General features: G+C 63.9%; 19 protein-coding genes. 14 read left to right on the top strand and 5 right to left on the bottom strand.

The window, feature by feature from the left end; translation table 11 throughout:
• The first annotated feature begins 85 nt into the window (after window positions 1-85).
• The 5 genes from topA to proC all read left to right on the top strand — a co-directional run bounded on the left by topA (window position 86) and on the right by proC (window position 6,480).
• Window positions 86-2,809 (top strand): type I DNA topoisomerase, encoded by a 2,724-nt coding sequence (gene topA, locus ACR30Z_RS04435; protein ID WP_144653006.1) that lies wholly within the window; start codon window positions 86-88, stop codon window positions 2,807-2,809.
• Between the two features lie 66 nt (window positions 2,810-2,875).
• Window positions 2,876-3,310 carry an SseB family protein gene (locus ACR30Z_RS04430; RefSeq protein ID WP_144653005.1) on the top strand — a complete coding sequence of 145 codons (435 nt, stop codon included), beginning with the start codon at window positions 2,876-2,878 and terminating at the stop codon, window positions 3,308-3,310.
• A 77-nt stretch (window positions 3,311-3,387) separates the two neighbouring features.
• Window positions 3,388-4,503 (top strand): Ppx/GppA phosphatase family protein, encoded by a 1,116-nt coding sequence (locus ACR30Z_RS04425; protein WP_434371342.1) that lies wholly within the window; start codon window positions 3,388-3,390, stop codon window positions 4,501-4,503.
• 1 nt (window position 4,504) lies between these two features.
• Window positions 4,505-5,338 (top strand): sugar phosphate isomerase/epimerase family protein, encoded by an 834-nt coding sequence (locus ACR30Z_RS04420; protein WP_434371341.1) that lies wholly within the window; start codon window positions 4,505-4,507, stop codon window positions 5,336-5,338.
• 311 nt (window positions 5,339-5,649) lie between these two features.
• Window positions 5,650-6,480, top strand: coding sequence for a pyrroline-5-carboxylate reductase (proC, locus tag ACR30Z_RS04415; protein WP_144653002.1), 831 nt, complete (start codon window positions 5,650-5,652; stop codon window positions 6,478-6,480).
• Window positions 6,481-6,489: 9 nt separating this feature from the next.
• Here the strand turns inward: proC and ACR30Z_RS04410 are convergent, their stop codons facing one another.
• Both ACR30Z_RS04410 and ACR30Z_RS04405 read right to left on the bottom strand, forming a co-directional pair.
• Entirely contained in the window at window positions 6,490-7,128 is a 639-nt protein-coding gene (locus ACR30Z_RS04410; protein ID WP_011775951.1) for a potassium channel family protein, read from the bottom strand.
• A gap of 40 nt (window positions 7,129-7,168) precedes the next feature.
• On the bottom strand, window positions 7,169-8,602 hold the full coding sequence (locus ACR30Z_RS04405) for a TrkH family potassium uptake protein (protein ID WP_144653001.1): 1,434 nt from the start codon (window positions 8,600-8,602) through the stop codon (window positions 7,169-7,171).
• A 102-nt stretch (window positions 8,603-8,704) separates the two neighbouring features.
• Between ACR30Z_RS04405 and ACR30Z_RS04400 the strand changes: the two genes are divergently transcribed.
• Window positions 8,705-9,931 carry an acetoin utilization protein AcuC gene (locus tag ACR30Z_RS04400; protein WP_144653000.1) on the top strand — a complete coding sequence of 409 codons (1,227 nt, stop codon included), beginning with the start codon at window positions 8,705-8,707 and terminating at the stop codon, window positions 9,929-9,931.
• A gap of 10 nt (window positions 9,932-9,941) precedes the next feature.
• Here ACR30Z_RS04400 and ACR30Z_RS04395 read toward each other — a convergent pair whose 3' ends face one another.
• On the bottom strand, window positions 9,942-10,418 hold the full coding sequence (locus ACR30Z_RS04395) for a hypothetical protein (protein WP_434371340.1): 477 nt from the start codon (window positions 10,416-10,418) through the stop codon (window positions 9,942-9,944).
• Window positions 10,419-10,573: 155 nt separating this feature from the next.
• On the opposite strand from ACR30Z_RS04395, the gene ACR30Z_RS04390 reads away from it, so the two are divergent.
• Together ACR30Z_RS04390 and gdhA are read left to right on the top strand one after the other, a co-directional pair.
• The gene (locus ACR30Z_RS04390) at window positions 10,574-11,125 is read left to right on the top strand and encodes an ArsR/SmtB family transcription factor (protein ID WP_144652998.1); all 552 of its coding nucleotides are present in this window, start codon (window positions 10,574-10,576) and stop codon (window positions 11,123-11,125) included.
• Between the two features lie 207 nt (window positions 11,126-11,332).
• The gene (gdhA, locus tag ACR30Z_RS04385) at window positions 11,333-12,670 is read left to right on the top strand and encodes an NADP-specific glutamate dehydrogenase (protein ID WP_144652997.1); all 1,338 of its coding nucleotides are present in this window, start codon (window positions 11,333-11,335) and stop codon (window positions 12,668-12,670) included.
• 73 nt (window positions 12,671-12,743) lie between these two features.
• Here the strand turns inward: gdhA and ACR30Z_RS04380 are convergent, their stop codons facing one another.
• Window positions 12,744-14,075, bottom strand: a complete 1,332-nt coding sequence (locus tag ACR30Z_RS04380; RefSeq protein WP_144652996.1) for an alpha-hydroxy acid oxidase — start codon at window positions 14,073-14,075, stop codon at window positions 12,744-12,746.
• Window positions 14,076-14,165: 90 nt separating this feature from the next.
• Here ACR30Z_RS04380 and ACR30Z_RS04375 point away from each other — a divergent pair, with 90 nt between their 5' ends.
• Window positions 14,166-14,864, top strand: coding sequence for a FadR/GntR family transcriptional regulator (locus ACR30Z_RS04375; RefSeq protein WP_434371339.1), 699 nt, complete (start codon window positions 14,166-14,168; stop codon window positions 14,862-14,864).
• A 41-nt stretch (window positions 14,865-14,905) separates the two neighbouring features.
• On the opposite strand, the gene ACR30Z_RS04370 is transcribed toward ACR30Z_RS04375, so the two are convergent.
• A complete protein-coding gene (locus tag ACR30Z_RS04370) occupies window positions 14,906-15,937 on the bottom strand; it encodes a LacI family DNA-binding transcriptional regulator (RefSeq protein ID WP_144652994.1) in 1,032 nt (343 codons plus the stop codon).
• 188 nt (window positions 15,938-16,125) lie between these two features.
• Between ACR30Z_RS04370 and ACR30Z_RS04365 the strand changes: the two genes are divergently transcribed.
• The 5 genes from ACR30Z_RS04365 to ACR30Z_RS04345 are packed head-to-tail and all read left to right on the top strand — an operon-like array spanning window position 16,126 to window position 22,034.
• Window positions 16,126-17,538 carry a Gfo/Idh/MocA family protein gene (locus ACR30Z_RS04365; RefSeq protein WP_434371388.1) on the top strand — a complete coding sequence of 471 codons (1,413 nt, stop codon included), beginning with the start codon at window positions 16,126-16,128 and terminating at the stop codon, window positions 17,536-17,538.
• A 30-nt stretch (window positions 17,539-17,568) separates the two neighbouring features.
• Window positions 17,569-18,567 carry an NAD-dependent epimerase/dehydratase family protein gene (locus ACR30Z_RS04360; RefSeq protein ID WP_434371338.1) on the top strand — a complete coding sequence of 333 codons (999 nt, stop codon included), beginning with the start codon at window positions 17,569-17,571 and terminating at the stop codon, window positions 18,565-18,567.
• Window positions 18,564-19,469: a 5-dehydro-4-deoxyglucarate dehydratase gene (locus ACR30Z_RS04355; RefSeq protein ID WP_434371337.1), complete on the top strand. Its 906-nt coding sequence runs from the start codon at window positions 18,564-18,566 to the stop codon at window positions 19,467-19,469. The genes ACR30Z_RS04360 and ACR30Z_RS04355 overlap by 4 nt, the downstream gene beginning before the upstream one ends.
• Window positions 19,469-20,602, top strand: a complete 1,134-nt coding sequence (locus tag ACR30Z_RS04350) for a mandelate racemase/muconate lactonizing enzyme family protein (protein WP_434371336.1) — start codon at window positions 19,469-19,471, stop codon at window positions 20,600-20,602. Before ACR30Z_RS04355 ends, ACR30Z_RS04350 begins: the two co-directional genes overlap by 1 nt.
• Window positions 20,583-22,034, top strand: a complete 1,452-nt coding sequence (locus ACR30Z_RS04345; protein ID WP_434371335.1) for an aldehyde dehydrogenase (NADP(+)) — start codon at window positions 20,583-20,585, stop codon at window positions 22,032-22,034. Before ACR30Z_RS04350 ends, ACR30Z_RS04345 begins: the two co-directional genes overlap by 20 nt.
• Window positions 22,035-22,059 lie beyond the last annotated feature (25 nt).

Raw genomic sequence — 22,059 nt, 5'->3', positions numbered from 1 at the left:
ACCACAACGCAGGATTCTGCAAACTATGGTGAACTAGGCCAATATGGGCAGCAGCCCAAATACACATTTTTTCTGTAGGAGCACCGTGCCCAGCAAGGCAAAAACCGGCAAGAAACTCGTGATCGTGGAGTCTCCCGCCAAGAGCAAGACCATCGCCAAGTATCTTGGCGAGGGCTTCATCGTCGAGGCTTCGATCGGCCACATCCGGGATCTCCCGCAGCCCTCGGACCTCCCTGCCGAACTGAAGAAGACCTCGCTGGGCAAGTTCGCGGTAGATGTCGAAAACGACTTCAAGCCGTACTACGTTGTTTCCCCGGACAAGAAGAAAAAGGTTGCCGAGCTCAAGGCTCAGCTGAAAGACGCTGATGCGCTCTATCTCGCAACCGATGGGGACCGCGAAGGCGAGGCCATCGCGTGGCACCTCCTGGAGGTCCTGAAGCCCAAGGTTCCCGTTTACCGCATGACCTTCGGTGAAATCACCAAGGAAGCCATCCACCGCGCCATGGACAACCTGCGCGACGTTGATACCGCCTTGGTGGATGCCCAGGAGACGCGCCGCATCCTGGACCGCCTTTACGGCTATGAAATCTCCCCCGTCCTGTGGCGCAAGGTAGCCCGCGGACTCTCAGCGGGCCGTGTGCAGTCCGTGGTCACTCGCATGGTGGTTGACCGCGAACGTGAACGCATGGCTTTCCGGGCAGCGTCCTACTGGGACCTGACAGGCCAGTTCGGTGCAGGCTCAGGCTCGTTCAAAGCCAAGCTCGCCGCTGTGGATGGCGCCAAGGTTGCCAGCGGCCGCGATTTCAACGACAACGGCCAGCTCACCTCCTCCAACGTGGTTCACCTCAACGAGGAACTGGCGACGTCGTTGGCCGCCGGCCTGGAGAACGCTGATTTCCGCGTCCGCTCGGTAGATACCAAGCCTTACACCCGCCGCCCCGCAGCGCCGTTCACCACGTCCACCCTGCAGCAGGAAGCCGGCCGTAAGCTCCGCTTCTCGTCGAAGAGCACCATGCAGGTTGCCCAGCGCCTGTATGAAAACGGCTACATCACTTATATGCGTACCGACTCATCGGCGTTGAGCGACGAGGCCCTCACAGCATCCCGCCGTCAGGCCGCTGAACTCTATGGTCCCGAGTATGTGCCCCAGAGCCCACGCGTCTACGCCAACAAGGCTGCCAACGCCCAGGAAGCCCACGAAGCCATCCGTCCTGCTGGTGACTCTTTCCGGACCCCGGCTCAGGTTGCCAAGCAACTGAGCGGCGACGAGTTCCGACTCTACGAGCTCATCTGGAAGCGTACGGTCGCTTCCCAGATGGCTGACGCCAAGGGTTCTACTGCCACTATCCGCCTCGGTGCAGTGGCCGCTGACGGACGCGACGCCGAGTTCTCGGCTTCCGGTACGGTCATCACCTTCCCCGGCTTCCTTGCAGCCTATGAAGAGGGCAAGGACGAGAGCCGTGGGGACGACGAATCCGACGAAGCCCGTCGCCTTCCGAACGTTGCCAAGGATGATTCCCTCACGGCTTCGGACATCGTGGCCGTCGGCCACGAAACGTCGCCGCCGCCGCGCTACACGGAAGCGTCGCTGACCGCTGAGTTGGAAAAGCGGGGCATCGGCCGTCCGTCCACCTACGCGTCCACCATTTCCACCATCCAGGACCGTGGCTATGTCCGTAAGCAGGGCTCCGCTTTGGTTCCCAGCTGGATCGCATTCTCTGTTATCCGCCTCTTGGAGCAGCACTTCACCGACTACGTGGACTACGAGTTCACCGCAGATATGGAAGGTGACCTGGACAAGATCGCCAACGGCCAGGCCGTCGGTGCTGCCTGGCTCAAGCACTTCTACTACGGTGAAGACGCAGACCCCGGCCTGCTGAGCATCGTTAACAACCTCGGCGAAATCGATGCCCGGGAGATCAACTCCGTGCCCATTGCCGAGGGCATCACGCTGCGTGTCGGAAAGTTCGGCCCGTACCTTGAAAGCTCCATTCCCACAGTGGACGAGAAGACCGGCGAGGTGGTTGAGTCCGCACGGGCCAACGTCCCCGAGGAACTTGCCCCGGACGAGCTCACGGCTGCGAAGGCCAAGGAACTCATGGAGACCGCAGCCCCCGAGGAGCGGGTGTTGGGTACTGATCCGCACACGGGCCACACGGTTGTCGCCAAGAACGGCCGCTACGGTGCCTACGTCACCGAGATCATCCCGGAGATGACCGAGGAACAGTTGGCCAACCAGCCGGTGGAGTACTACAAGAACGGCAAGCCCAAGCCACCGAAGAAGCCTGTAAAAGCCAAGCCGCGAACGGGTTCGCTGTTCAAGTCCATGACCGTGGATACAGTAACCCTGGACGAGGCCCTGCAACTGATGAGCTTGCCCCGGGTCCTCGGCGAGGATGCGGACGGCAACCCGATCACCGTGCAGAATGGTCGCTTTGGGCCGTACCTGAAAAAGGGTACGGACTCCCGGTCCATCGGATCCGAAGAGGAAATCTTCACCATCACGCTGGAACAGGCCCTGGAGATCTACTCGCAGCCCAAGCAGCGCGGCGCACGTGCCTCGGTCCCGCCGCTGGCAGAGTTCGGCCCGGACCCTGTCTCGGAGAAGAACATCGTGGTGAAGGAAGGCCGTTTCGGCCCGTACATCACCGACGGCGTCACCAACATTACGGTCCCGCGTTCCACCTCGCTGGAGGAACTGACTCGGGAACGCGCCGTCGAACTTTTGGCGGAAAAGCGCGCCAAAGGACCGGTCAAGCGGACCACTACCCGCAAGGCCCCGGCGAGGAAGACCGCAGCCAAGAAGTAGCATCAATGCCGGCCGGGATTGCTTTCGTGAATTGCGTCCCGGCCTGCATCGTGGTCGAGTAGAACCATGACTGAACAGACGGTTTCTCCGGACAACGAACCTTTGAACGACCTCGAAGCGAAGCTCGCTTTGGCCGAACAGCCGGACGCGAACCCGGTGGACGTCATCCTCGCCTTCCTGAACAACGAGGTTTACCTTGTCAGCTCTGAAGCTGTGGACGGCCCTGATTCCTCCGTGGAGCCGTTGGTGCTCTCGAATGCCGACGGCCAGCCTGTCCTGGCGGTTTTCAGCCACCCCAGCCGCGTGGATGAGCGTTTCCTCGAAGCGGCCCCGCACGTCCTGGGCACCATGGGTTCAGCGATCCTCGGCAACATTGGGGATGAACTGGGCATGGTGATCAATCCCGGAAGCGAGTTCGGCTTCGAAATCGACCCTGAAGGCATTGCCAACATCCGCCGCGACTTCAAAAGGGCCGACGAAGCCGGAGAGCCAGTCGAATAACGGGCGGGTGCAATCCAGTCGGCGAAACCTGGCTGACAAGTTGCTTCACGGGCTTCGGTTCGGGGAATAATGGCAGAATGCGTCTTGGCGTTCTCGACATCGGGTCCAATACCGTCCATCTCCTGCTGGTGGATGCTCATCCCGGCGCGCGCCCGGTAGCTTTCGCTTCCCATAAGCGCCCGCTCTCGCTGGTGCAATACCTGGACGGCGATGGCAACATCAACGACGCCGGGCAACACGAGCTCATTGAATTCGTGCTGGAAGCTTGGGAGTTCGCCGCCAGGCACAAAGCGGAGGATCTCCTCGCATTCTGTACCTCGGCCATCCGCGAGGCCACCAACGGTCCGGAGGTTTTGGCAAGGGTCAAACATGAAACCACTGTGACCCTCCAGGAACTCACTGGCAGCGAAGAAGCCTCCATGACCTTCTTCGCGGTCCGGCGCTGGTATGGGTGGGGCGCAGGGCCCATCCTGGACTTGGACATCGGAGGCGGTTCCTTCGAAATGGCCTACGGAACGGATGAGCTCCCGGAGCTTGCCACGTCCGTCCCACTCGGTGCCAGCCGCCTCACACGGGACTGGCTCCACGACGACCCTCCCACTGCCAAGAGCGTGAAGGAACTGCGACGCTACATTCGCTCCACCCTGAAACCCGTGGTCCGCAACTTCCACGAACTTGGCCGTGCAAACCTGGTGGCCGGGACGTCCAAGACGTTCCGTTCACTGGCTCGAATCGCCGGTGCCGCTCCGAGCGCTGCGGGACCTTACGTGAAGCGGGAACTGCACGCGGCGGACCTTGGCCTGTGGGCTCAACGTATCTCCGCCATGACGGTGGAAGACAGGTTGTACCTTCCCGGCGTCTCGGATGCCCGCGCCCGCCAGTTGTTGGCTGGCGCCCTGGTTGCCGAGGCTGCTTTGGAACTCTTTGAATTCCCCAAGATGGAGATTTGTCCCTGGGCACTCCGCGAAGGCCTGATCCTTCGCCGCCTTGACCAGTTGGTCTTCGAGGAAGCCCTTGATCCTGCGCCCCATGTGGGCAAGCGCAAGAAGGACAAGTCCAAGAAGAAAGCAGCCAAGGAAGCGGCCAAGTCTACGGACAGTGACGAGGCCCGGCCCATAACTGAAGAATTCCCTGTCCCTGTAATTTCCCCTTCACCCATCCCGGCCCCAGTGGCAGGCGGGCTGGCCTCCTGAGATGAGCAACGACGTCGATCCTGAAGTGAATGACCGCCAGATTCCAGTGGCGCTGTCCAGCGCCTCCGTCTACCCCCTGAGCGTCCATGACGCCTTCGCCGTGGCTCAGGACTTGGGCTACGAGGGCGTTGAGGTGATGGTCACCAACAATGCGGTGAGCCAGAATCCTGACGCCCTGATTCAGCTCAGCCACCGGTACCACCAGAAGATTGTTTCCATCCATGCCCCCACGCTGCTGTTGACGCAGCAGGTGTGGGGGACTGCGTGGAGCAAGATTGAGAAGTCCTGCCAGATGGCCGCTGAGGTGGACTGTGACACAGTCGTGGTGCACCCGCCTTTCCGCTGGCAGTCGAACTATGCCGAGAACTTCGTCGAGGGCGTTCGCGAAATGGCAGCGACCTACCAAGTTCGTATCGCTGTGGAGAACATGTACCCCTGGCGCGTCCGTGGGCGGGAGGCGGTGGCTTACCTGCCGCACTGGGACCCGCTGGGACAGGATTACGACGACGTCACGTGGGACTTCTCGCACGCCGCCACTGCGGGGGCCAACAGTTTGGAAGCCATCAAGGCGTTGGGCAGCAAACTCCGGCACGTCCACCTCACTGACGGGTCGGGTTCGGGCAAGGACGAGCACCTGGTTCCGGGCACCGGGACACAGCAGTGCGCCGATGCCCTGCAGCATTTGGCGTCCAGTGGCTTTGACGGTGTGGTGGTGGCGGAGATTTCCACCCGCAAGGCAAAGGTAGCGGGGGAGCGCGAGGAAATGCTGGCCGAAACCCTGCGCTTCGCGCGGCAGCACCTCAGCATCCCGTTGGTCCGCAGCGGAGACAACTAACGGCGTCGAGCCTCTGACCGCGGCTGTCGCCCTGCTACGGGGCGGCAGCTGCGGTGTTTAACGGGTGTATGCCAGGCTTAAATGCGAAAGCACCGGCGGCCGAATCGGGAAATGGGGGAAAACCCGCCCGGCCACCGGTGCTGCTGGCGGACATCCCCATGCCCGCCTCATCACTCGCACCCTCAATGAGGTAATAACTACGTTAGGCACCCTGCATGGGTGCTGCCTGCAATAACCTTGGGAACTTGCTGGGAATCCTGATATTCGGAATCCGTTAGACCCCGTCCGAGACCAACTGCAATGATGGAGCCATGAGCAACCGAATCGCATTCCTTGGCTGTGGATCCATGAACGAGGCAATCCTGGGTGGCCTTCTCGCCGCAGGGACGGACCCGTCCGACATCGTCGCCACTGTCCGGCGTGCGGAACGTGCAGACGAGCTGGCGCAGCGCCATCACGTCATGGCTATCGCGGGCGAGGAGGAGCCAGACAACAACAAGTTGGCCACCAAAGGCTCCGGGATGGTCATCCTGGGCGTGAAGCCAGTGGGCATCACGGACCTTGCCCGGGAAATCAGCCCGGCCCTGGCAAAGGACACCATCGTGGTCAGCGTTGCTGCGGCTGTGTCGATCGCTCAGCTGGAAGCTGCCCTGCCGGAGGGGCAACCGGTGATCCGCACCATGCCCAACACGCCCGCACGGCTGGGACGGGGCGTCGTTTCTGTCTCGCCCGGCACGCATTGCACGCCGGATCAGCTCGAAAAAGCCAAGAAGGCGCTTGCCGGCGCCGGCACCATAGTTGAGATCCCCGAAGAGCAGGTGGATGCCCTGTCCGCCATCAGCGGCTCCGGCCCGGCCTACGCGTTCTATCTGGCCGAGGCGATGGCCGCTGCTGGTGTCGAGCTCGGCCTGGATGCGGAGCTGTCCGTCATGCTGGCCCGCGAAACCGTGGCGGGCGCCGGCTTCATGCTGGCCGAGCCGGGCGCCAACCCCACTGACCTCCGCGTCGCCGTCACCAGCCCCAACGGAACCACCGAGCGCGCCATCGCGGCCTTTGACGATGGCGGGATCCCCAAGATCATTGCCGATGGAGCCCGCGCCGCCGCAGCCCGTGCGGCGGAAATCACCAAGCAGCTGGGCTAAGGCCCAACCCTACGGTCGCGCTGCGAAGCGCTCCAGCAGGTCCACGTGTCCGGACACGATCAACATGTCGTGGCCGGACACTTTGGTTTCCGGCCTGGCGTACGTGAAGTCCTCGCCGGGTGTCTTCACGCCCACGATCGTCACGCCGTACTTGGAACGCACTTTGGACTCTTCCAACGTGAAGCCGACGGTTTCCTTGGGCGGGTACATCTTGACGATGGCGTAGTCGTCGTCGAACTCGATAAAGTCGAGCATCCGGCCGGACACGAGGTGGGCTGCCCGGACACCGGCGTCGGCCTCGGGGTAGATCACATGGTTGGCGCCGATCCTGGTGAGGATCTTGCCGTGGGAGGGCGTGATGGCCTTGACCCACAGGTGCTGGATGCCCAGGTCCACCAGGTTCACGGTGATGAGCACGGACGATTCGATGGACGTACCCACGCCGACTACGGCAGAGCTGAACTCCTGGGCGCCAAGCTGGCGCAAGGCGTCGATGTTGGTGGCGTCAGCCTCCACCACATGGGTCAGCACGGGCGCCCACTTCTGGACGAGGGTGCGGTCGCGTTCGATGGCCAGGACTTCACGGCCCTGCTTCACCAGTTGCTCGGCGGTAGCGGAACCGAAACGGCCCAGGCCAATGACCAGCACTGGCGCGTTGTGGGCGGGGCGGTTGGCGGCCCCCGTGGTACTAGCCAATGATTGGCCTCTCTTCCGGGTAGTGGTATAGCTGGCTGCGTTGGCGCAGTGCCAGGCCGGCAGCCAAGGTTACGGTGCCGACGCGGCCGGCGAACATCAGTGCGGTAAGGACATAAACGCCCGACGGCGGCAGCTCGGCACTGAGGTTGGTGCTCAGTCCCACGGTGGCGAAGGCGGAAATGGATTCGAAGAGCACCCGGTCCAGGGAAGCGCCGCTGATGGAGAGCAGCAGGAACGCGGCCACGGACACCAGGGTGGCGCCCGCGACGATCACGGAGATAGCCACGCGCATGGTGCCCTGGGGAATGGTGCGACCGTAGACTTTGACGTCCGCGTCGCCTCGGGCTTCGGCCATGATGGCGAGGAACATGACGGCAATGGTGGTCACTTTGATGCCGCCCGCGGTGGAGGCGGAGCCACCCCCGGCGAACATGAGGGCGTCAGTGAGAAGCATGGTGGTGGATTCCATATGGTTTTGGTCCACCAGGTTGAAGCCGCCGGAACGTGTCATGACGGAGGCGAAGAGCGAGTGGGTGATCTTGTCACCCAGATCCATTTGCCCGATGGTGCGCACATTGTCCCACTCCATCAGACCCCAGAGCACCGTGCCTGCCGCGAGGAGGATGAAGGAGACCTGGATGGTGAGCTTGGTGTGGAGATTCCACTTCTTCCAGTTGAGCCCGTTTTGCTGGAGCACCATCACCACGGGGAAGCCCAGGCTGCCGAGGAAGACCCCCAGCATCAGCGGAATCAGAATCCAGAGGTCGGTCTCGTAGGGGACGATCCCGTCGGAGTGCGGAGTGAAACCGGCGTTGTTGAAAGCGGAAATGGAGTAGAACACGCCATGCCACACGGACTGCCAAAAGTCTTCGCCGAGGATCATGAAGCGCGGAATCAGTGCCAGTGCCAGCACCGCCTCAATGACCACCGAGGTCACGATGACGATCCGCAGCAGGGTACCAACTTCGCCGAGCCGGCCCGCGTTGTTCATGGCTTCCTGGGCGATGAGCTTGCCGCGCACGCCCAGGCGCTTGCTGACCATGAGGGCCAGCAGGGAGGCGAGCGTCAAGGTGCCAAGGCCGCCAACGAAAATGCCCACCAGGATGACGAGCTGACCGAAAAAGGTCCAGTGGGTGGCGGTGGATACCACCGTCAATCCGGTAACGCACACGCTGGAGACAGCAGTGAACATGGCCTGGTGCAGGGGAGTGACCGTACCGGCCGTGGAGGCGGCGGGGAGGGACAACAACCCGGTGAACACCAAGATCACCACCGCGAAGACGGTCAACGCCAAACGCGCCGGTGAGGTGTTGGCAATGTTGTCGATGAAGTCGCGTACGCGGGTGAAGATCCAGAGACCTTCCCGCTCCTGCTGGTTGGGTTGCCAGTTGGTCGGGCTCGTGGACCGCGACTGGCTTTGAGACATGGCGCTCTTCCTCGGTTGAACAAGCTTTCTTGAGTAGTAAACCACTATTCCCGCGGTGTAACCGGGCGAACGGGTCCTCCGGCCTCAGGTAGCCTGTTCTGGATGAACTCCAGGCTTGGAACCACAGCTTCCAGCATTACGCGCTCCGCACTGCCAACGACGGTGGTGTGGGATCCAGCCATGACTGCCTACAACTTTGGGCCTGGTCATCCGATGGCGCCGCAGCGGCTCGAACTCACGGCCCGGCTGGCTGAATCATTGGGATTGTTCGAGCACCGGCATGTGGCGGTGGAAGCACCCGGTGTGGCAACCGACGTCGAGCTTTTCTCGGTCCACAGCCGCGAGTATGTGGAGGCTGTGCGCCGCGTCAGTGAAGACCCGTCCTATCCCGAAGAAGATCGTGGCCTGGGCACGGAGGACGATCCTGCGTTTGCCGGAATGCACGAGGCCAGCGCCCGACTTGCCGGCGGCTCGCTTCTGGCGGCCGACAGCATCCTATCCGGGCACGCTGTTCGTGCCGTGAACTTCAGCGGTGGCATGCACCATGCAGCGCGGGAGCGGGCCAGTGGCTTCTGCGTATACAACGATGTCGCCATGGCCATCCAGCGGTTGCTCGACGGTGGTGTGCAGAGGATCGTCAGCATTGACGTCGATGCCCACCACGGCGATGGAACGCAGAGTATCTTCTGGAACGACCCCCGTGTCATGACCATCAGCCTGCATGAAACAGGCCTCACCCTTTTCCCCGGGACGGGTTTCGCCAATGAAACCGGAGGCCCGGACGCGCCCGGAACAGCAGTGAACGTGGCGCTCCCTACGTTCACGGGAGACGCGGCCTGGCTGCGGGCCTTCCATGCCGTGGTCCCACAGCTCGTAGGCGCCTTCCAACCCGAAGTGATTGTCAGCCAGCACGGTTGTGATTCCCATCGTGACGATCCCCTGACGCACCTCAACCTGAGCGTGGACGGGCAGCGTGAGGCGGCGTCCGCCGTCGCAAGCCTTGCTGCCCGCTACTGTGACAACCGCTGGATCGCTACCGGGGGAGGCGGATACGACGTCACTGGCGTGGTTCCGCGTGCATGGAGCCACCTGATCGGGATGGTGACCCAACGCCCGGTGCCACTCAGCACCCCGGTGCCGGAAGCCTGGCGAACATACGTGAAGGAAACGTACGGTGTGTGGGCCCCGGAGACCATGGGCGACGACGTGGACGTCTGGTGGCGCTCCTGGGAGGTCGGCTACGATCCTGCGGACGAGGTGGACCGGACCGTCATCGCCACGCGCAAGGAGATTTTCCCGTTGTACGGGTTGGACCCCTGGTTCGACTGACGTCCCCGGGCTACGGCTCGGACTTCTCCGTCTGGAAGACCACCCCGGCGGCGCCGATGAGCCAGCCCAACAGGGACAACGCGAAAGCTCCGATGAGGTCCGTGGACGCTTGCCCTTTGAACAACCAGACCACCAGGACCAGCATGCCCATGGTCATGTAGACCATGATGGCGAAGATCACCCGGCCTGAGAGTTTCATGGCCACCTCCGCGGGACGGACCATGGGGTTGGGGTCGCCCGCCTTCTGGCTCTCGCTCTTGACCTCAGCGATGGTGAAACCCAGCGCCGACGCCGTCAACGAGCTGAGCGAAGTAGCGAGCACTCCCGCCGCGGTCACCAGGGCGCCGTTCAGTTCGGGCGCATCAGCCCCACCGGTGGGCACCCAGGTCCCTACGCGCACGAGCACGGTGGCCCACACCAACACGAATAGGGCGAGGAACACCGCCGCAATGATGTTGAAGATCTGTCGCCGAAAGAAGTCAGTCATAGCCACTCACCCCGCGCTATGGCGGCCGGGGCCTGGGGGCCCGGACGGACCGTGACTCTGTTGTAGCACCAGCGATGGGGAGGGTCAACGAATGCCCGCTGCATCACAACGAAATAGGGATGCCAATCGGCGTATATGTCGCTAGGGTGTAAGGCATGGTGACTGACGACGTATTTGCCGTCATAGCTGAGGCAACCAGGCGCGACATCCTGGTCTCCCTCCGCTCTGGGGATAAAGCAGTAGGCGAACTGGTGGAAGAACTGGCTGCAAGCCAGCCCACGATCTCCAAGCATTTGAAGGTGCTCCGCGAGGCTGATCTCGTCAGCATGCGCGCGCAGGGCCAGAAGCGCTTCTATGCGCTGAATCCCAAGCCGCTCGCCGGCGTCGCGAGTTGGTTGGAAACGTTCGACGTCGGACCGGCGGCGCCCGCCGTCGTCGCGCCTTCCTCGGAGGTGCCCGCTGCTGCTGTGGACGCCGCCCCTGCTGTCGCGGCGCCTGAGCCCCCGGCCACCACCCGTGCAGATGCCGTTGGTCAGGCAGTGAAGGTCCACGCAAGTGGAACGCCGGTGTCGTTGGACTTGGCGTCGGATGACACGGTTCCCCAGCAGATCGGCCGCACCGTGGGCCGCGCCGCTACCAAGGCTGCTGACCTTCTGGCCAACCTCCCGAACCTGCCAAATCTTCCCAAGTTCGGGCGGAAGCGGTAGCGGGCGCCAAGCTAACGTGACCTTCCTCACATTGTGAGTTTTTGTTAATCTCCTGTTTCCTTGTGTTTTCAACGATTTTCTACAGTTGTGTTAACTCCGCAGCCGGGGTCACATTCCCATCGGATGGAGATCCCATGTCCCGTGGTGCAACCATGAGCGGGACTAATCGTCTCGCCGCGGGTCGGCGCACTGAGGATAGGAACACGCATGGATTCAAGGCTCGAAGCTGTCCGGGACACCGTGTTGGCGCGGAACCCGGGGGAGAAGGAATTCCACCAGGCCGTCACTGAGGTCTTCGAAAGCCTTGGTCCCGTCCATGACCGCCACCCTGAGTTCCTTGAAGGGGCCGTCCTCGAGCGTCTCTGCGAACCCGAGCGCCAGATCATCTTCCGGGTCCCCTGGACGGACGATGCCGGCCGGGTCCACGTAAACCGCGGCTTCCGGGTGGAGTTCAACTCCGCCCTGGGCCCGTACAAGGGCGGACTCCGCTTCCACCCGTCCGTCTACCTGGGCATCGTGAAGTTCCTGGGCTTTGAGCAGATTTTCAAGAACGCCCTCACGGGCATGCCGATCGGCGGCGGCAAGGGCGGCTCGGACTTCGATCCCCGCGGGCGCTCGGACGCCGAAATCATGCGGTTCTGCCAGTCCTTCATGACGGAGCTATACCGTCACATCGGCGAATACACGGACGTGCCCGCTGGTGACATCGGCGTGGGCGGCCGCGAAATCGGCTACCTCTTCGGCCAGTACAAGCGCATCACCAACCGCTACGAATCCGGCGTCCTCACCGGAAAGGGCATCTCCTGGGGCGGCTCCCTGGTTCGCCCAGAGGCCACAGGCTACGGCACGGTGATCTTCGCCCAGGAGATGCTCAAGACCCGGGGTGCGTCCTTCGACGGCCAGCGTGTTGTGGTGTCCGGGTCGGGCAACGTCGCGATTCACGCCATCGCCAAGGCGCAGTCACTCGGCGCCACCGTGGTGGCCTGTTCCGACTCCGCCGGTTACATCGTGGACGAGGCGGGGATCGACGTCGCCCTTTTGAGCCAAATCAAGGAAGTGGAGCGCGGTCGCCTCACGGACTACGCCGCACGCAGGCCGGGCGCCAGCCATGTTGCCGGCGGTTCCGTATGGGATGTCACCGGGACCGTGGCCCTGCCGTGTGCCACCCAGAACGAGCTCGATGGCGATGCTGCCGCCAAACTGGTCAGCAACGGACTGATCGCCGTTGCCGAGGGCGCCAACATGCCCTCCACGCGTTCCGCCGTATCCGTGTTCCAGGAAGCCGGAATCCTGTTCGGCCCGGGCAAAGCGGCCAACGCCGGTGGCGTCGCTACGTCGGCGCTCGAAATGCAGCAGAATGCCAGCCGCGATTCGTGGTCCTTCGAGCACACCGAACAGCGCCTTACCGACATCATGGTGGGTATTCACGACCGCTGTGCGGCGACCGCTGATGAATATGGCGCGCCCGGCAACTACGTGGTGGGCGCCAACATCGGCGGCTTCGTCAAGGTTGCCGACGCCATGCTGGCGCAGGGCCTGATCTAGCCCCTCCCCAACCCAAAAGCAGAGGCCGTTTTGAGCATTCAAAACGGCCTCTGCTGATATTTACTTGGGTGCTTTAGTGCTGCAGCAGCCGTACGTGGTCCGGGTTGAGGTCCGAGACCTTGCTGACGCCCAGGAGTGCCATGGTCCGTGTCATGTCCTTCTCAAGGATCTGGATGGTGCGGTCCACACCCTCGCGTCCGCCGGCCATCAGTCCGTAGAGGTAGGCGCGGCCGATCAGGGCGAAGTCGGCACCCAGTGCCAGCGCGGCCACGATGTCCGCACCGCTCATAATGCCGGTGTCCAGCATGACGGCTGCCTTGCTGTTGTCTGCCTTCAACGCCGAGGTAACCTCCGGCAGCAGGTGGAACGGGATGGGTGCACGGTCCAGTTGGCGGCCGCCATGGTTGGACAGGATGATTCCGTCGGCGCCGTGGTCCACTACCTTGCGGGCGTCTTCCACGGTCTGGATGCCCTTGACCACCAGCTTGCCCTTCCAGGTTTCGCGCAGCCAATCGAGGTCCTCGTAAGTGAGGGTGGGGTCGAACATGGAGTTGATGAGGTCCGCCACGGTCCCCGTGTAACGCGAGAGCGACGCGAACGTGAGGGGTTCGTGCGTGAGGAAGTTGAACCACCAGGCCGGGCGGTAGGAGGCGTCCAGGACGGTCTTCAGCGTCAAGGCCGGCGGGATGGTCATGCCGTTGCGGACGTCGCGCAGGCGGGCACCTGCAACGGCCGTGTCCACGGTGACCATGAGGGTGTCGTTGCCGGCCTTGGCGGCGCGGTCGATCAGTTCGAGCGAGCGGTCGCGGTCCGTCCACAGGTACAGCTGGAACCAGTTGCGTCCGTGGGGAGCGGCGGTGGCGACGTCTTCGATGGATGCGGTGCCCATGGTGGACAGGGTGTAGGGAATGCCTGCGGCCTCAGCGGCCTGCGAGCCGGCGTATTCGCCCTCGGACTGCATCATGCGCGTGAAGCCGGTGGGTGCAATGCCAAAGGGGAGGCGTGATTCCTTGCCGAGAATGTCCGTGCGGAGATCGATCCGCGATACGTCCCGGAGGATGCCCGGGCGGAACTCGATGTCCTGGAAAGCCTGCCGTGCCCGGCGCAGCGTGATTTCTTCTTCGGCAGCGCCGTCGGTGTAGTCGAACGGTGCCTGCGGAGTGCGGCGCTTGGCGATGTCCCGCAGTTCCCAGATAGTGCTGGCGCGCTTGAGCCGCGCGGTCTTGCTGAACTCGGGTTTCTTGAACTGCATCAGCGGTGCCAGGTCCGCGACCTTGGGGACGCGACGCTTCAGTGCCGGAGGCTGCACGACGGCGGGACGCGGCTGGGGCGGGCGGGTCACGTTTTCGTCGCTGCCCGCATTGGCGGGTGCGGCCGTGATCTTGGGATCGAGGGTGTCGGTCATGCGGTTCTCCCTTGAATTCTGTGGTCTTACCACTGTGGTCTAACCACACTGTAATCCATGTGGTTGGACCACATCAACTAGTATTCCGTTATGCGTACCCACGAGTTGGTCCTGCAATGGATCGAGAAGCAGCTGTCTGATGGAGATCTTGCCCTGGGCGGTCGGCTCCCCGGGGAACGCGCCATGGCCGAGCAGCTCCAAGTGTCCCGGACCTCCGTGCGGGAAGCCGTCAGGATCCTTGAGGCGATGGGGGTGGTCCGCGCCGGCGTGGGTTCGGGCAAGGATGCAGGAACGGTGGTTATCGCCGAGCCGGGGTCTGCGCTGGGCTCCACCCTCCGGCTGCATGTGGCAACGCGGCACCTCCCGGTGGCCGACATCGTGGAAACCCGTGTCCTGCTGGAGTCGTGGGCGGCGGAGCGGGCCAAGGTAGGCGTTCCGGAGCTGGAGGAAGCCGCGGAATTGCTGGATCAAATGGATGCTGCCGCGGATATCGACACTTTCCTGGCCTTGGACGCGCGGTTCCATGTGGCGCTCGCCCAAGCCGCAGGCAATACCGTGGTCAGTGCCATGATGGCCTCGCTGAGGGGTGCGATCGAGGACTACGCGGGCGAGCTGACCGGGAACCTTCCTGACTGGAACGCGACATCCACCAGGCTTCGGGCCGAACACCGCGCCATACTCGCCGCCGTCAACAGCAACGACGGCGCCGAAGCAGCTGAGCTTGTTGCCGCCCACATCCAAGGCTTCTACACGGAGGCCGGCGTCGGCTCAAACCCTCCGCCGAACTAACAGTTGATGACAATGTCCGCGCCGAACATTGTCATCAAGTGTCAGCTCGCGGGCCGGAGGGCCGGGGCGGCGGTGCTCTTGCGGATCTCCACCCGCGGTGAGAACTCGTCCTGGGCCTGGATCGATGCTTCGCCGGCCTGCTGAATCTGCTCCCGCATCCTGCGCCATGCCAGGCTACCGAGTTCATTAATGGGCACGGCTGCTGTAGTGAGCGGCGGCGTGGTGTATTTGGCAAACGGAATGTCGTCGAAGCCAGTCACGGAAATGTCCTCCGGCACGCGGATTCCGCGCTCATGCAGGCCGCTGAGCAGGCCCATGGCCACGAGGTCGTTGAACGCCAGAATCCCTGTGGCGCCGCTGGCAATGATGGCCTCCGTGGATTCGTGGCCGGAGTCGAAGTTGGATCCGCCGTGGAGCAGCTCCAGTTCGATCTCCGGATGCTCCGCCCGGAATTGGTCCAGGCCCACCAGCCGCTGGCGGTTGGACGCGCTGTGCTCGGGACCGGACAGGAAGACGAGGCGGCGGTGACCAAGGGAGACCAGGTGCTGCGCCAGCTCCTGGATGCCTTGCCCATAGTCGACGCTCAGGCTCGGGGTGTTGGTGGCAATCGTGGTGCGGTTGATGAGCACCAGGGGGTGCAGGGTGGGCGCCAGCTCCTCGAGTTCGGCGTCGGCCATGCGGGGAGCGCAGAGAACCACGCCGTCACAGCGACGACGAGCTTCGCCGGCCAGGATCGCCTCCTCGCTGGTGACTTCGGAGGAGTCCGCAATGAGGACCCGGTACCCGTCCTGGGCCGCTGCGATGCTGAGCCCGCGGAGGATGGCCTGGAATGTGGGGTTGGCCAGGTCCGGGACCACGATGCCGATCGTGTCGGTCTTGCCAAGCGCCAGGCTTCTGCCTACGGGGTTCGGTTGGTACTTCAGTTCCACCGCAGCGGCCCGGACCCGCGCGGCGATTCCCGGGTCCACGGCGGCGTTACCGTTCATGACGCGGGACACGGTGGCGTGCGAGACGCCAGCCTTCTCCGCGACGTCGGCAATGCCAACGCGCCTGTTGGTGTTCCTGCGTGCCATGTGGCCCCTTCCCATTGGTCGCCCTCCGCATGCTCCGTCGTTGGAGCAATGGTTGACGTGACCACCAGAGTCTTGATACAAAGCTTATAACGCTCTGAGAAAACGCTTTCTCATGATTCTTACACATGAAGCCGGGCCGTCAAGCGGTTCACTCCTGCCTTTTGAAAGGGGCATACCCCATGGTCAACATGGTCAACGTAGACTCAGCCGAGACCCAGACCGCGTCAGCAGATACGGCAGCCCAGAAAGAAGGACACCAGCGCACCCGCATTGCCCTGATCGGCACCGGAGGACGCTCGGAGATGTACATCCGGGCCATCTACGGACAGCACGCGGATGTCGCCGAACTCATTGCCCTCTCGGACGTCAACCAGGGCAGGGTGGACTTCTACCAGGAGCTCATCAAGGAACTCGGCGGAACAGAGCCGGTGGCTTCCTTCGAGCCAGGCGAGCTCACCAGCTTCATCCAGGCCAATGACATCGAACGCGTCATCGTCACGACGCCCGACTACACCCACGCGGACTACATCGTCGAGGCGCTCGAGGCGGGTGCCGACGTCGTGGTTGAAAAGCCGCTGACCATCGATGTTGAGGGCTGCCGCCGCATCACCGAGGCGGTCGCAAAGACGGGCCGCAATGTTGTGGTCACGTTCAACTACCGCTACTCGCCGCGCAACAGCGCGCTCAAGGAAGTCATCCAAAACGGAGTGATCGGCAAGGTCACGTCCATTGACTTCAGCTGGGTGCTGGACACGGTGCATGGTGCTGACTACTTCCGCCGCTGGCACCGCGAAAAGAAGAATTCCGGTGGCTTGCTCATCCATAAGGCTTCGCACCACTTCGACCTCGTCAACTGGTGGATCAACGATGTTCCGGAGCGCGTTTTCGCCTCAGGCGGCCTGCGCTTCTATGGCGACAAGAACGCTGCCGAGCGAGGGTTGGGCGCACGTCCTGAGCGTGGCACCGTTGACGGCCTTGAGCATGATCCGTTCCGCTTGGACATGCGCGAGGACGAGCGCTTGAAGGCGCTGTACTACGACAACGAAAAGTTTGACGGCTACATCCGCGACCAGGATGTCTTCACCGAGGGCATCACCATCGAGGACAACCTTGCCCTTGTGGTGGACTACCAGGGCGGACCCACCCTGAGCTACTCGCTGAACGCCCACAGCCCCTGGGAAGGCTACCGCGTCACCGTCAACGGCACTGAAGGCCGGGCGGAACTCGAAGTGGTGGAGCGCGCCGCCGTCGAGTCCAGCACCGACAAGAAGACCGTGGTTGACCCGAGCGCGACGCCCATCGAGGAAGAGGACGCCGTGCGCCGCAACGGCGAACGCCTGGTGGTCCAGCGCCATTGGGAAGCTGCCTACGAAGTCCCCATCATCAACGGCGAAGGTGGCCACGGTGGCGGCGACAACCTGCTGCTTTCGGACCTGTTTAACGGCCCCGGCGTCGACCCGCTGGGCCGCCCGTCCGGCTACATCGACGGACTCCGCTCAGTATCCGTGGGCATCGCCGGCAACCAGTCCCTGGACACCGATCTTCCCGTCCGCATCAGCGAACTTGGCCTCGGCGCCGATCTCAGCCGCGGCCAGTCCTGACCGGCTCACTACCCACGCAAGGAAAAGACCATGAGCAGGATTTTCGTCACCGGTGGTTCCGGCAGGCTCGGCCGCAGCGTTGTGGCCGGTCTCGCCGAAGCAGGCCACAAGGTGATTTCCGTCGACCGGGACGCCATCCCGGTGGAGCAGCTGCCCGCTGGCGCCGAGCAGTACACTGCAGACCTTCTGGCACCGGGTGAGGCAGAGCGCCTCATCCGGGAAACAGCGCCCGACGCCGTCATCCACCTCGCTGCTATTGCCGTACCTTTCAGCGCACCTGAGGACGTCATTTTCAGCACGAATACCCGGCTCGCCTTCGCGGTAGTCAGCGCGGCCACCGACTCCGGTGTGCCCAAGATCGTGACGGCAAGCAGTCCCACTGCCCTGGGCTACGGCTCACCGGCCGGGTGGCTGCCGCCGTCGTTCCCCCTTGACGAGCGGACGCCGCCCAAGCCCTGGAACGCCTATGCGCTGTCCAAACTGATTGCCGAGCAGACTGTGCAGATGTTCGCTGCGGCGCAGGGGGATAAAATCCGGTACGCGGCTTTCCGTCCGTGTTACGTGATTTCCCCTGAAGAATGGGAAGGCGCGCTGACGCAGCAAGGACACACAGTCCGCGAACGCCTGGATGACCCCGCCCTCTCTGCGCCGGCCCAGTTCAACTACGTGGATGCCCGCGATGTCGCCGACTTCCTGGACGTGCTCCTGGACAAAATGGACACCATCCCCAACGGTGAGGTGTTCTTCGTGGGCGCCAAGGATGCCCTGGCCACAGCGCCCTTGGCGGAATTGTTCCCACGCTTCCTGCCGGGCAGCGGCCCCCTGACCGAACACTTGACCGGCACCAGCCCGGCGTTCTCCATCGACAAAGCCCGCGACCTTCTGGGCTGGGAGCCGAAGCGCACCTGGCGCACCGAGCTCACCCCGCCCTACCAAGGCCCCGACACGGCAGCATCCGATCCAGCAGCACTCAACGACGAGAACCACGCCGGCCTGGTCCCGGCGGGAGCAACCAAGGAGAAACCATGAATTTCGACGGCGTACTGTTCTTCCCCGTCACTCCCTTCGCCGAAGACGGCTCGGTGGACGTACCCCTGCTCAAGGAGCACATCACGTCCCGGCTTCCGTTCGGCACAGGCGGGGTCTTCCCCGCCTGTGGCACCGGCGAATTCCATGCCCTGTCCATCGACGAGATCCGCACCGTGGTGACCGCCGCCGTCGAGGCTGTCGCGGGAGCCGTTCCCGTGGTCTCCGGTGCCGGTGGCCCGCTGGGACACGCCATCGCCGCGGCCAAGGTGGCTGAGGAAGCCGGCGCCGACGCCCTCCTGGTGCTCCCGCCCTACCTGGTCACCGGCCCAACAGACGGTGTGGTGGCCTACGTTGAGGCCATCGCTGCGGCGAGCAGCCTGCCCGTGATCGTCTACCACCGCGGCACCGCCAAGTTCACCGCCGAAGCGATCACCCGCCTCACCGCCAACCCGAAGGTCGTTGGCTTCAAAGACGGCATCGGAGACGTGGGGTTGGCCCAGGAAATCGTGTCTGCCATCAACGCGAGCGGGCGCACGGACTTTGCGCTCTTCAATGGCCTCCTCACCGCCGAACTGACCCAGGGCGCCTACCGAGGCCTCGGTATCCCCCTCTACTCCTCGGCAGCGTTCGCCATGGCTCCCGAAATCGCCAAGGCCTATTACGACGCCTACATCTCCGGCGACGAAGAACGCCGTCACGCGCTGCTCGAGGGTTTCTATGCGCCGCTGGTCCGCCTGCGCGACCAGACCCCTGGCTTTGGCGTTTCCCTAATCAAGGCCGGCCTGAGGCTCGCGGGGTTGCCCGTTGGTCCGGTCCGCCCGCCATTGGTTGACCCCAGCGAGGAACAACTGCTGGAGCTCAAAGCCATCCTGGCCAAGGGCCACGAGCTGGCCGGTAGCTGATGCCCGCCCGCATTACGGGCCTCACCACCCGGCTGATCACGGTGCCGCTGCTGCGCAGCTGGGGTGCGGAGGCGCCGGAGAACCATGTGATCGTCACCGAGCTGACAACGGACGACGGCGGCAAGGGCCACGGCTTCTCGTGGACTCCCACCATCGGTCCCCAGGCGGTGATGGCCCTCCTGGACCACGACATCGCTCCGTACATCCTGGGCTTGGAAGCGAACCCGGAGATGGTGTGGGACCAACTGTGGAAGCGGCTGCATGAGGCCGGCGGGGGAGGTCTCACCACCATCGCGATGGCCGGTGTTGACTTGGCGCTCTGGGACCTGAACGCGCGCCACGCAGGCACCTCCGTCACGGGGCTCCTGGGCCAACGCCAGGAGTCCGTGGAAGTGTACGGTTCCGGCGTGAACCTGCACTACTCCTTGGAGCAACTCGTGGAGCAAGCCCAGCGATGGGTTGCCGCGGGACACAACGCGGTGAAGATCAAGGTGGGTAAGCCCGAGCTCAGGGAAGACGCCGAGCGCGTTGCCGCCGTGCGCCAGGTGATCGGCCCTGACCGGCTGCTCATGATCGACGCCAACCAGCGTTGGGACCTCGCCCACACGTTCCGTGCCTTGGATGTTTTGGGGGAGTACGGACTGGAGTGGCTGGAAGAACCGATTCGCGCCGACGACCTCTGGGCTTACCGCCGCTTGCGCAAGCACTCGCCGGTGCCCATTGCCCTGGGTGAGAACGTCCACACCATCTACCGCTTCCGCGACTTCATCGAAGCGGAAGCCGTGGACATCATTCAGCCCAATATCGTCCGGGTGGGCGGCATTACGCCGTTCCGCAGGATTGTTGAACTGGCCCGCGCCAACAGCATCAGGGTGGCCCCTCACCTGCTACCGGAGCTCTCCGGGCAGTTGGCGCTCACCCTGGCCGAAGCCGTAAGCGTGGAGGACGTGGAAGATGCCTCGTTCGCACAACTTGGCATCCTGGCAGGACCTTCACCGGTACGCATCGGCAACAGCAGGCTCAGCTCTGCAGGTCTTCCCGGACTCGGCTTCGAGTTCACTGGGGAACCATCACATCCGCAGGTGTCCGCTATTGAGAACAAAGGAAACCGCATTGAGTACAGCAACTCTTGACCTGACAGCCATCACGGCGGCCGCCACTGAAGCTGCGAAGGTGACCGCAGCAGCGTCCGACGCCGAACGCGCGGCCTGGCTGACCGCCGTCGCCGACGCTTTGGACGCGAACGTCACCGAGCTGGTAGCGATCGCAGACTCCGAAACGAGCCTCGGCACCGTCCGGCTGACGGGTGAGGTGGCGAGGACCAGCGGGCAGCTGCGGCTGTTCGCCAACGTCATCACTGAAGGCTCCTACCTGGAGGCCGTCATTGACCACGCTGACCCTGCGGCCACTCCGCCCAAGCCGGACCTGCGCCGCATTCTGCGTCCGATCGGCCCCGTGGCTGTGTTCTCGGCGTCGAACTTCCCGTTCGCCTTCTCCGTAGCGGGCGGCGACACCGCGTCTGCTTTGGCTGTTGGCTGCCCGGTGATTGTCAAAGCGCACTCCGGTCACCTCCGTTTGTCCGAGCGGACCGCCGAGATCGTCGCTGAGGCCTTGGCGAAGGCCGGAGCCCCGGACGGAATCTTTGCCTTGGTCAGCGGACGCGAGGCCGGCACGGCACTCGTCCAGGACCCGGCCATCAAGGCAGTCGGCTTCACCGGCTCCATCCCCGGTGGCCGCGCACTGTTCGATCTCGCTTCGTCCCGCCCGGAGCCGATCCCCTTCTACGGTGAGCTGGGCAGCTTGAACCCCGTGGTCATCACGGCAGACGCCCTGGCCGAGCGTGGACAGCAGCTCGCAGCAGGCCTCGCGGGCTCGTTCACGATGGGAGCCGGACAGTTCTGCACCAAGCCCGGGCTCGTCTTCATTCCGGCGGGAACGGACTTCGCGTCGCACCTCGCCGAGGCGAGCACGGACAAGCCCACGGCCGCCATGCTCACCGAGCGCATCGCGGAAGCCTATCCGGACGGCCTGCGTAACGTCGCAGACCAGCCCGGTGTCGCCGTCGTGGCCGGCACGGTGGAGCAGGACAGCCTGGCCGACGGTGCCGCACCCGTGGTGTTCTCCACCAGCGCCGCCAATGTGCTGGAACGCCCGGAGGAGCTGCTGGAAGAGTGCTTCGGCCCCACCACGCTGCTGATCGAATACGCCAACCAGGAAGAACTGTCGGCGGCGCTCGCCAAGGTTCCGGGCAGCCTGACGGGCACGGTGCACGCACAGCCCGGCGAGGACGTCTCCGCGCTGGTGGAACAGCTCAGCACCTTGGCCGGCAGGGTACTGTTCGACGGCTGGCCCACAGGGGTTGCCGTGAACTGGGCCCAGCAGCACGGTGGTCCCTACCCGGCCACCACGTCGCTGTTCACGTCCGTGGGAGCAACCGCGGTACGCCGCTTCCAGCGCCCGGTGGCCTACCAGGACGCACCCGAGACCGTCCTGCACCCGGCCCTGCACGACGCCAACCCGCTGGGCATCCCGCGGCGCGTGGACGGTGTCCTGACGCTCGGCTAGCGCAACCAACACGAAAGGGGCGGGG

The sequence above is a fragment of the Paenarthrobacter sp. FR1 genome, from assembly GCF_051106045.1.
Taxonomy (GTDB): Bacteria; Actinomycetota; Actinomycetes; order Actinomycetales; family Micrococcaceae; genus Arthrobacter; species Arthrobacter nitroguajacolicus_A.
Note: the sequence above shows the minus strand (reverse complement) of the source record. Positions and strands in the feature narration are given on the sequence as shown.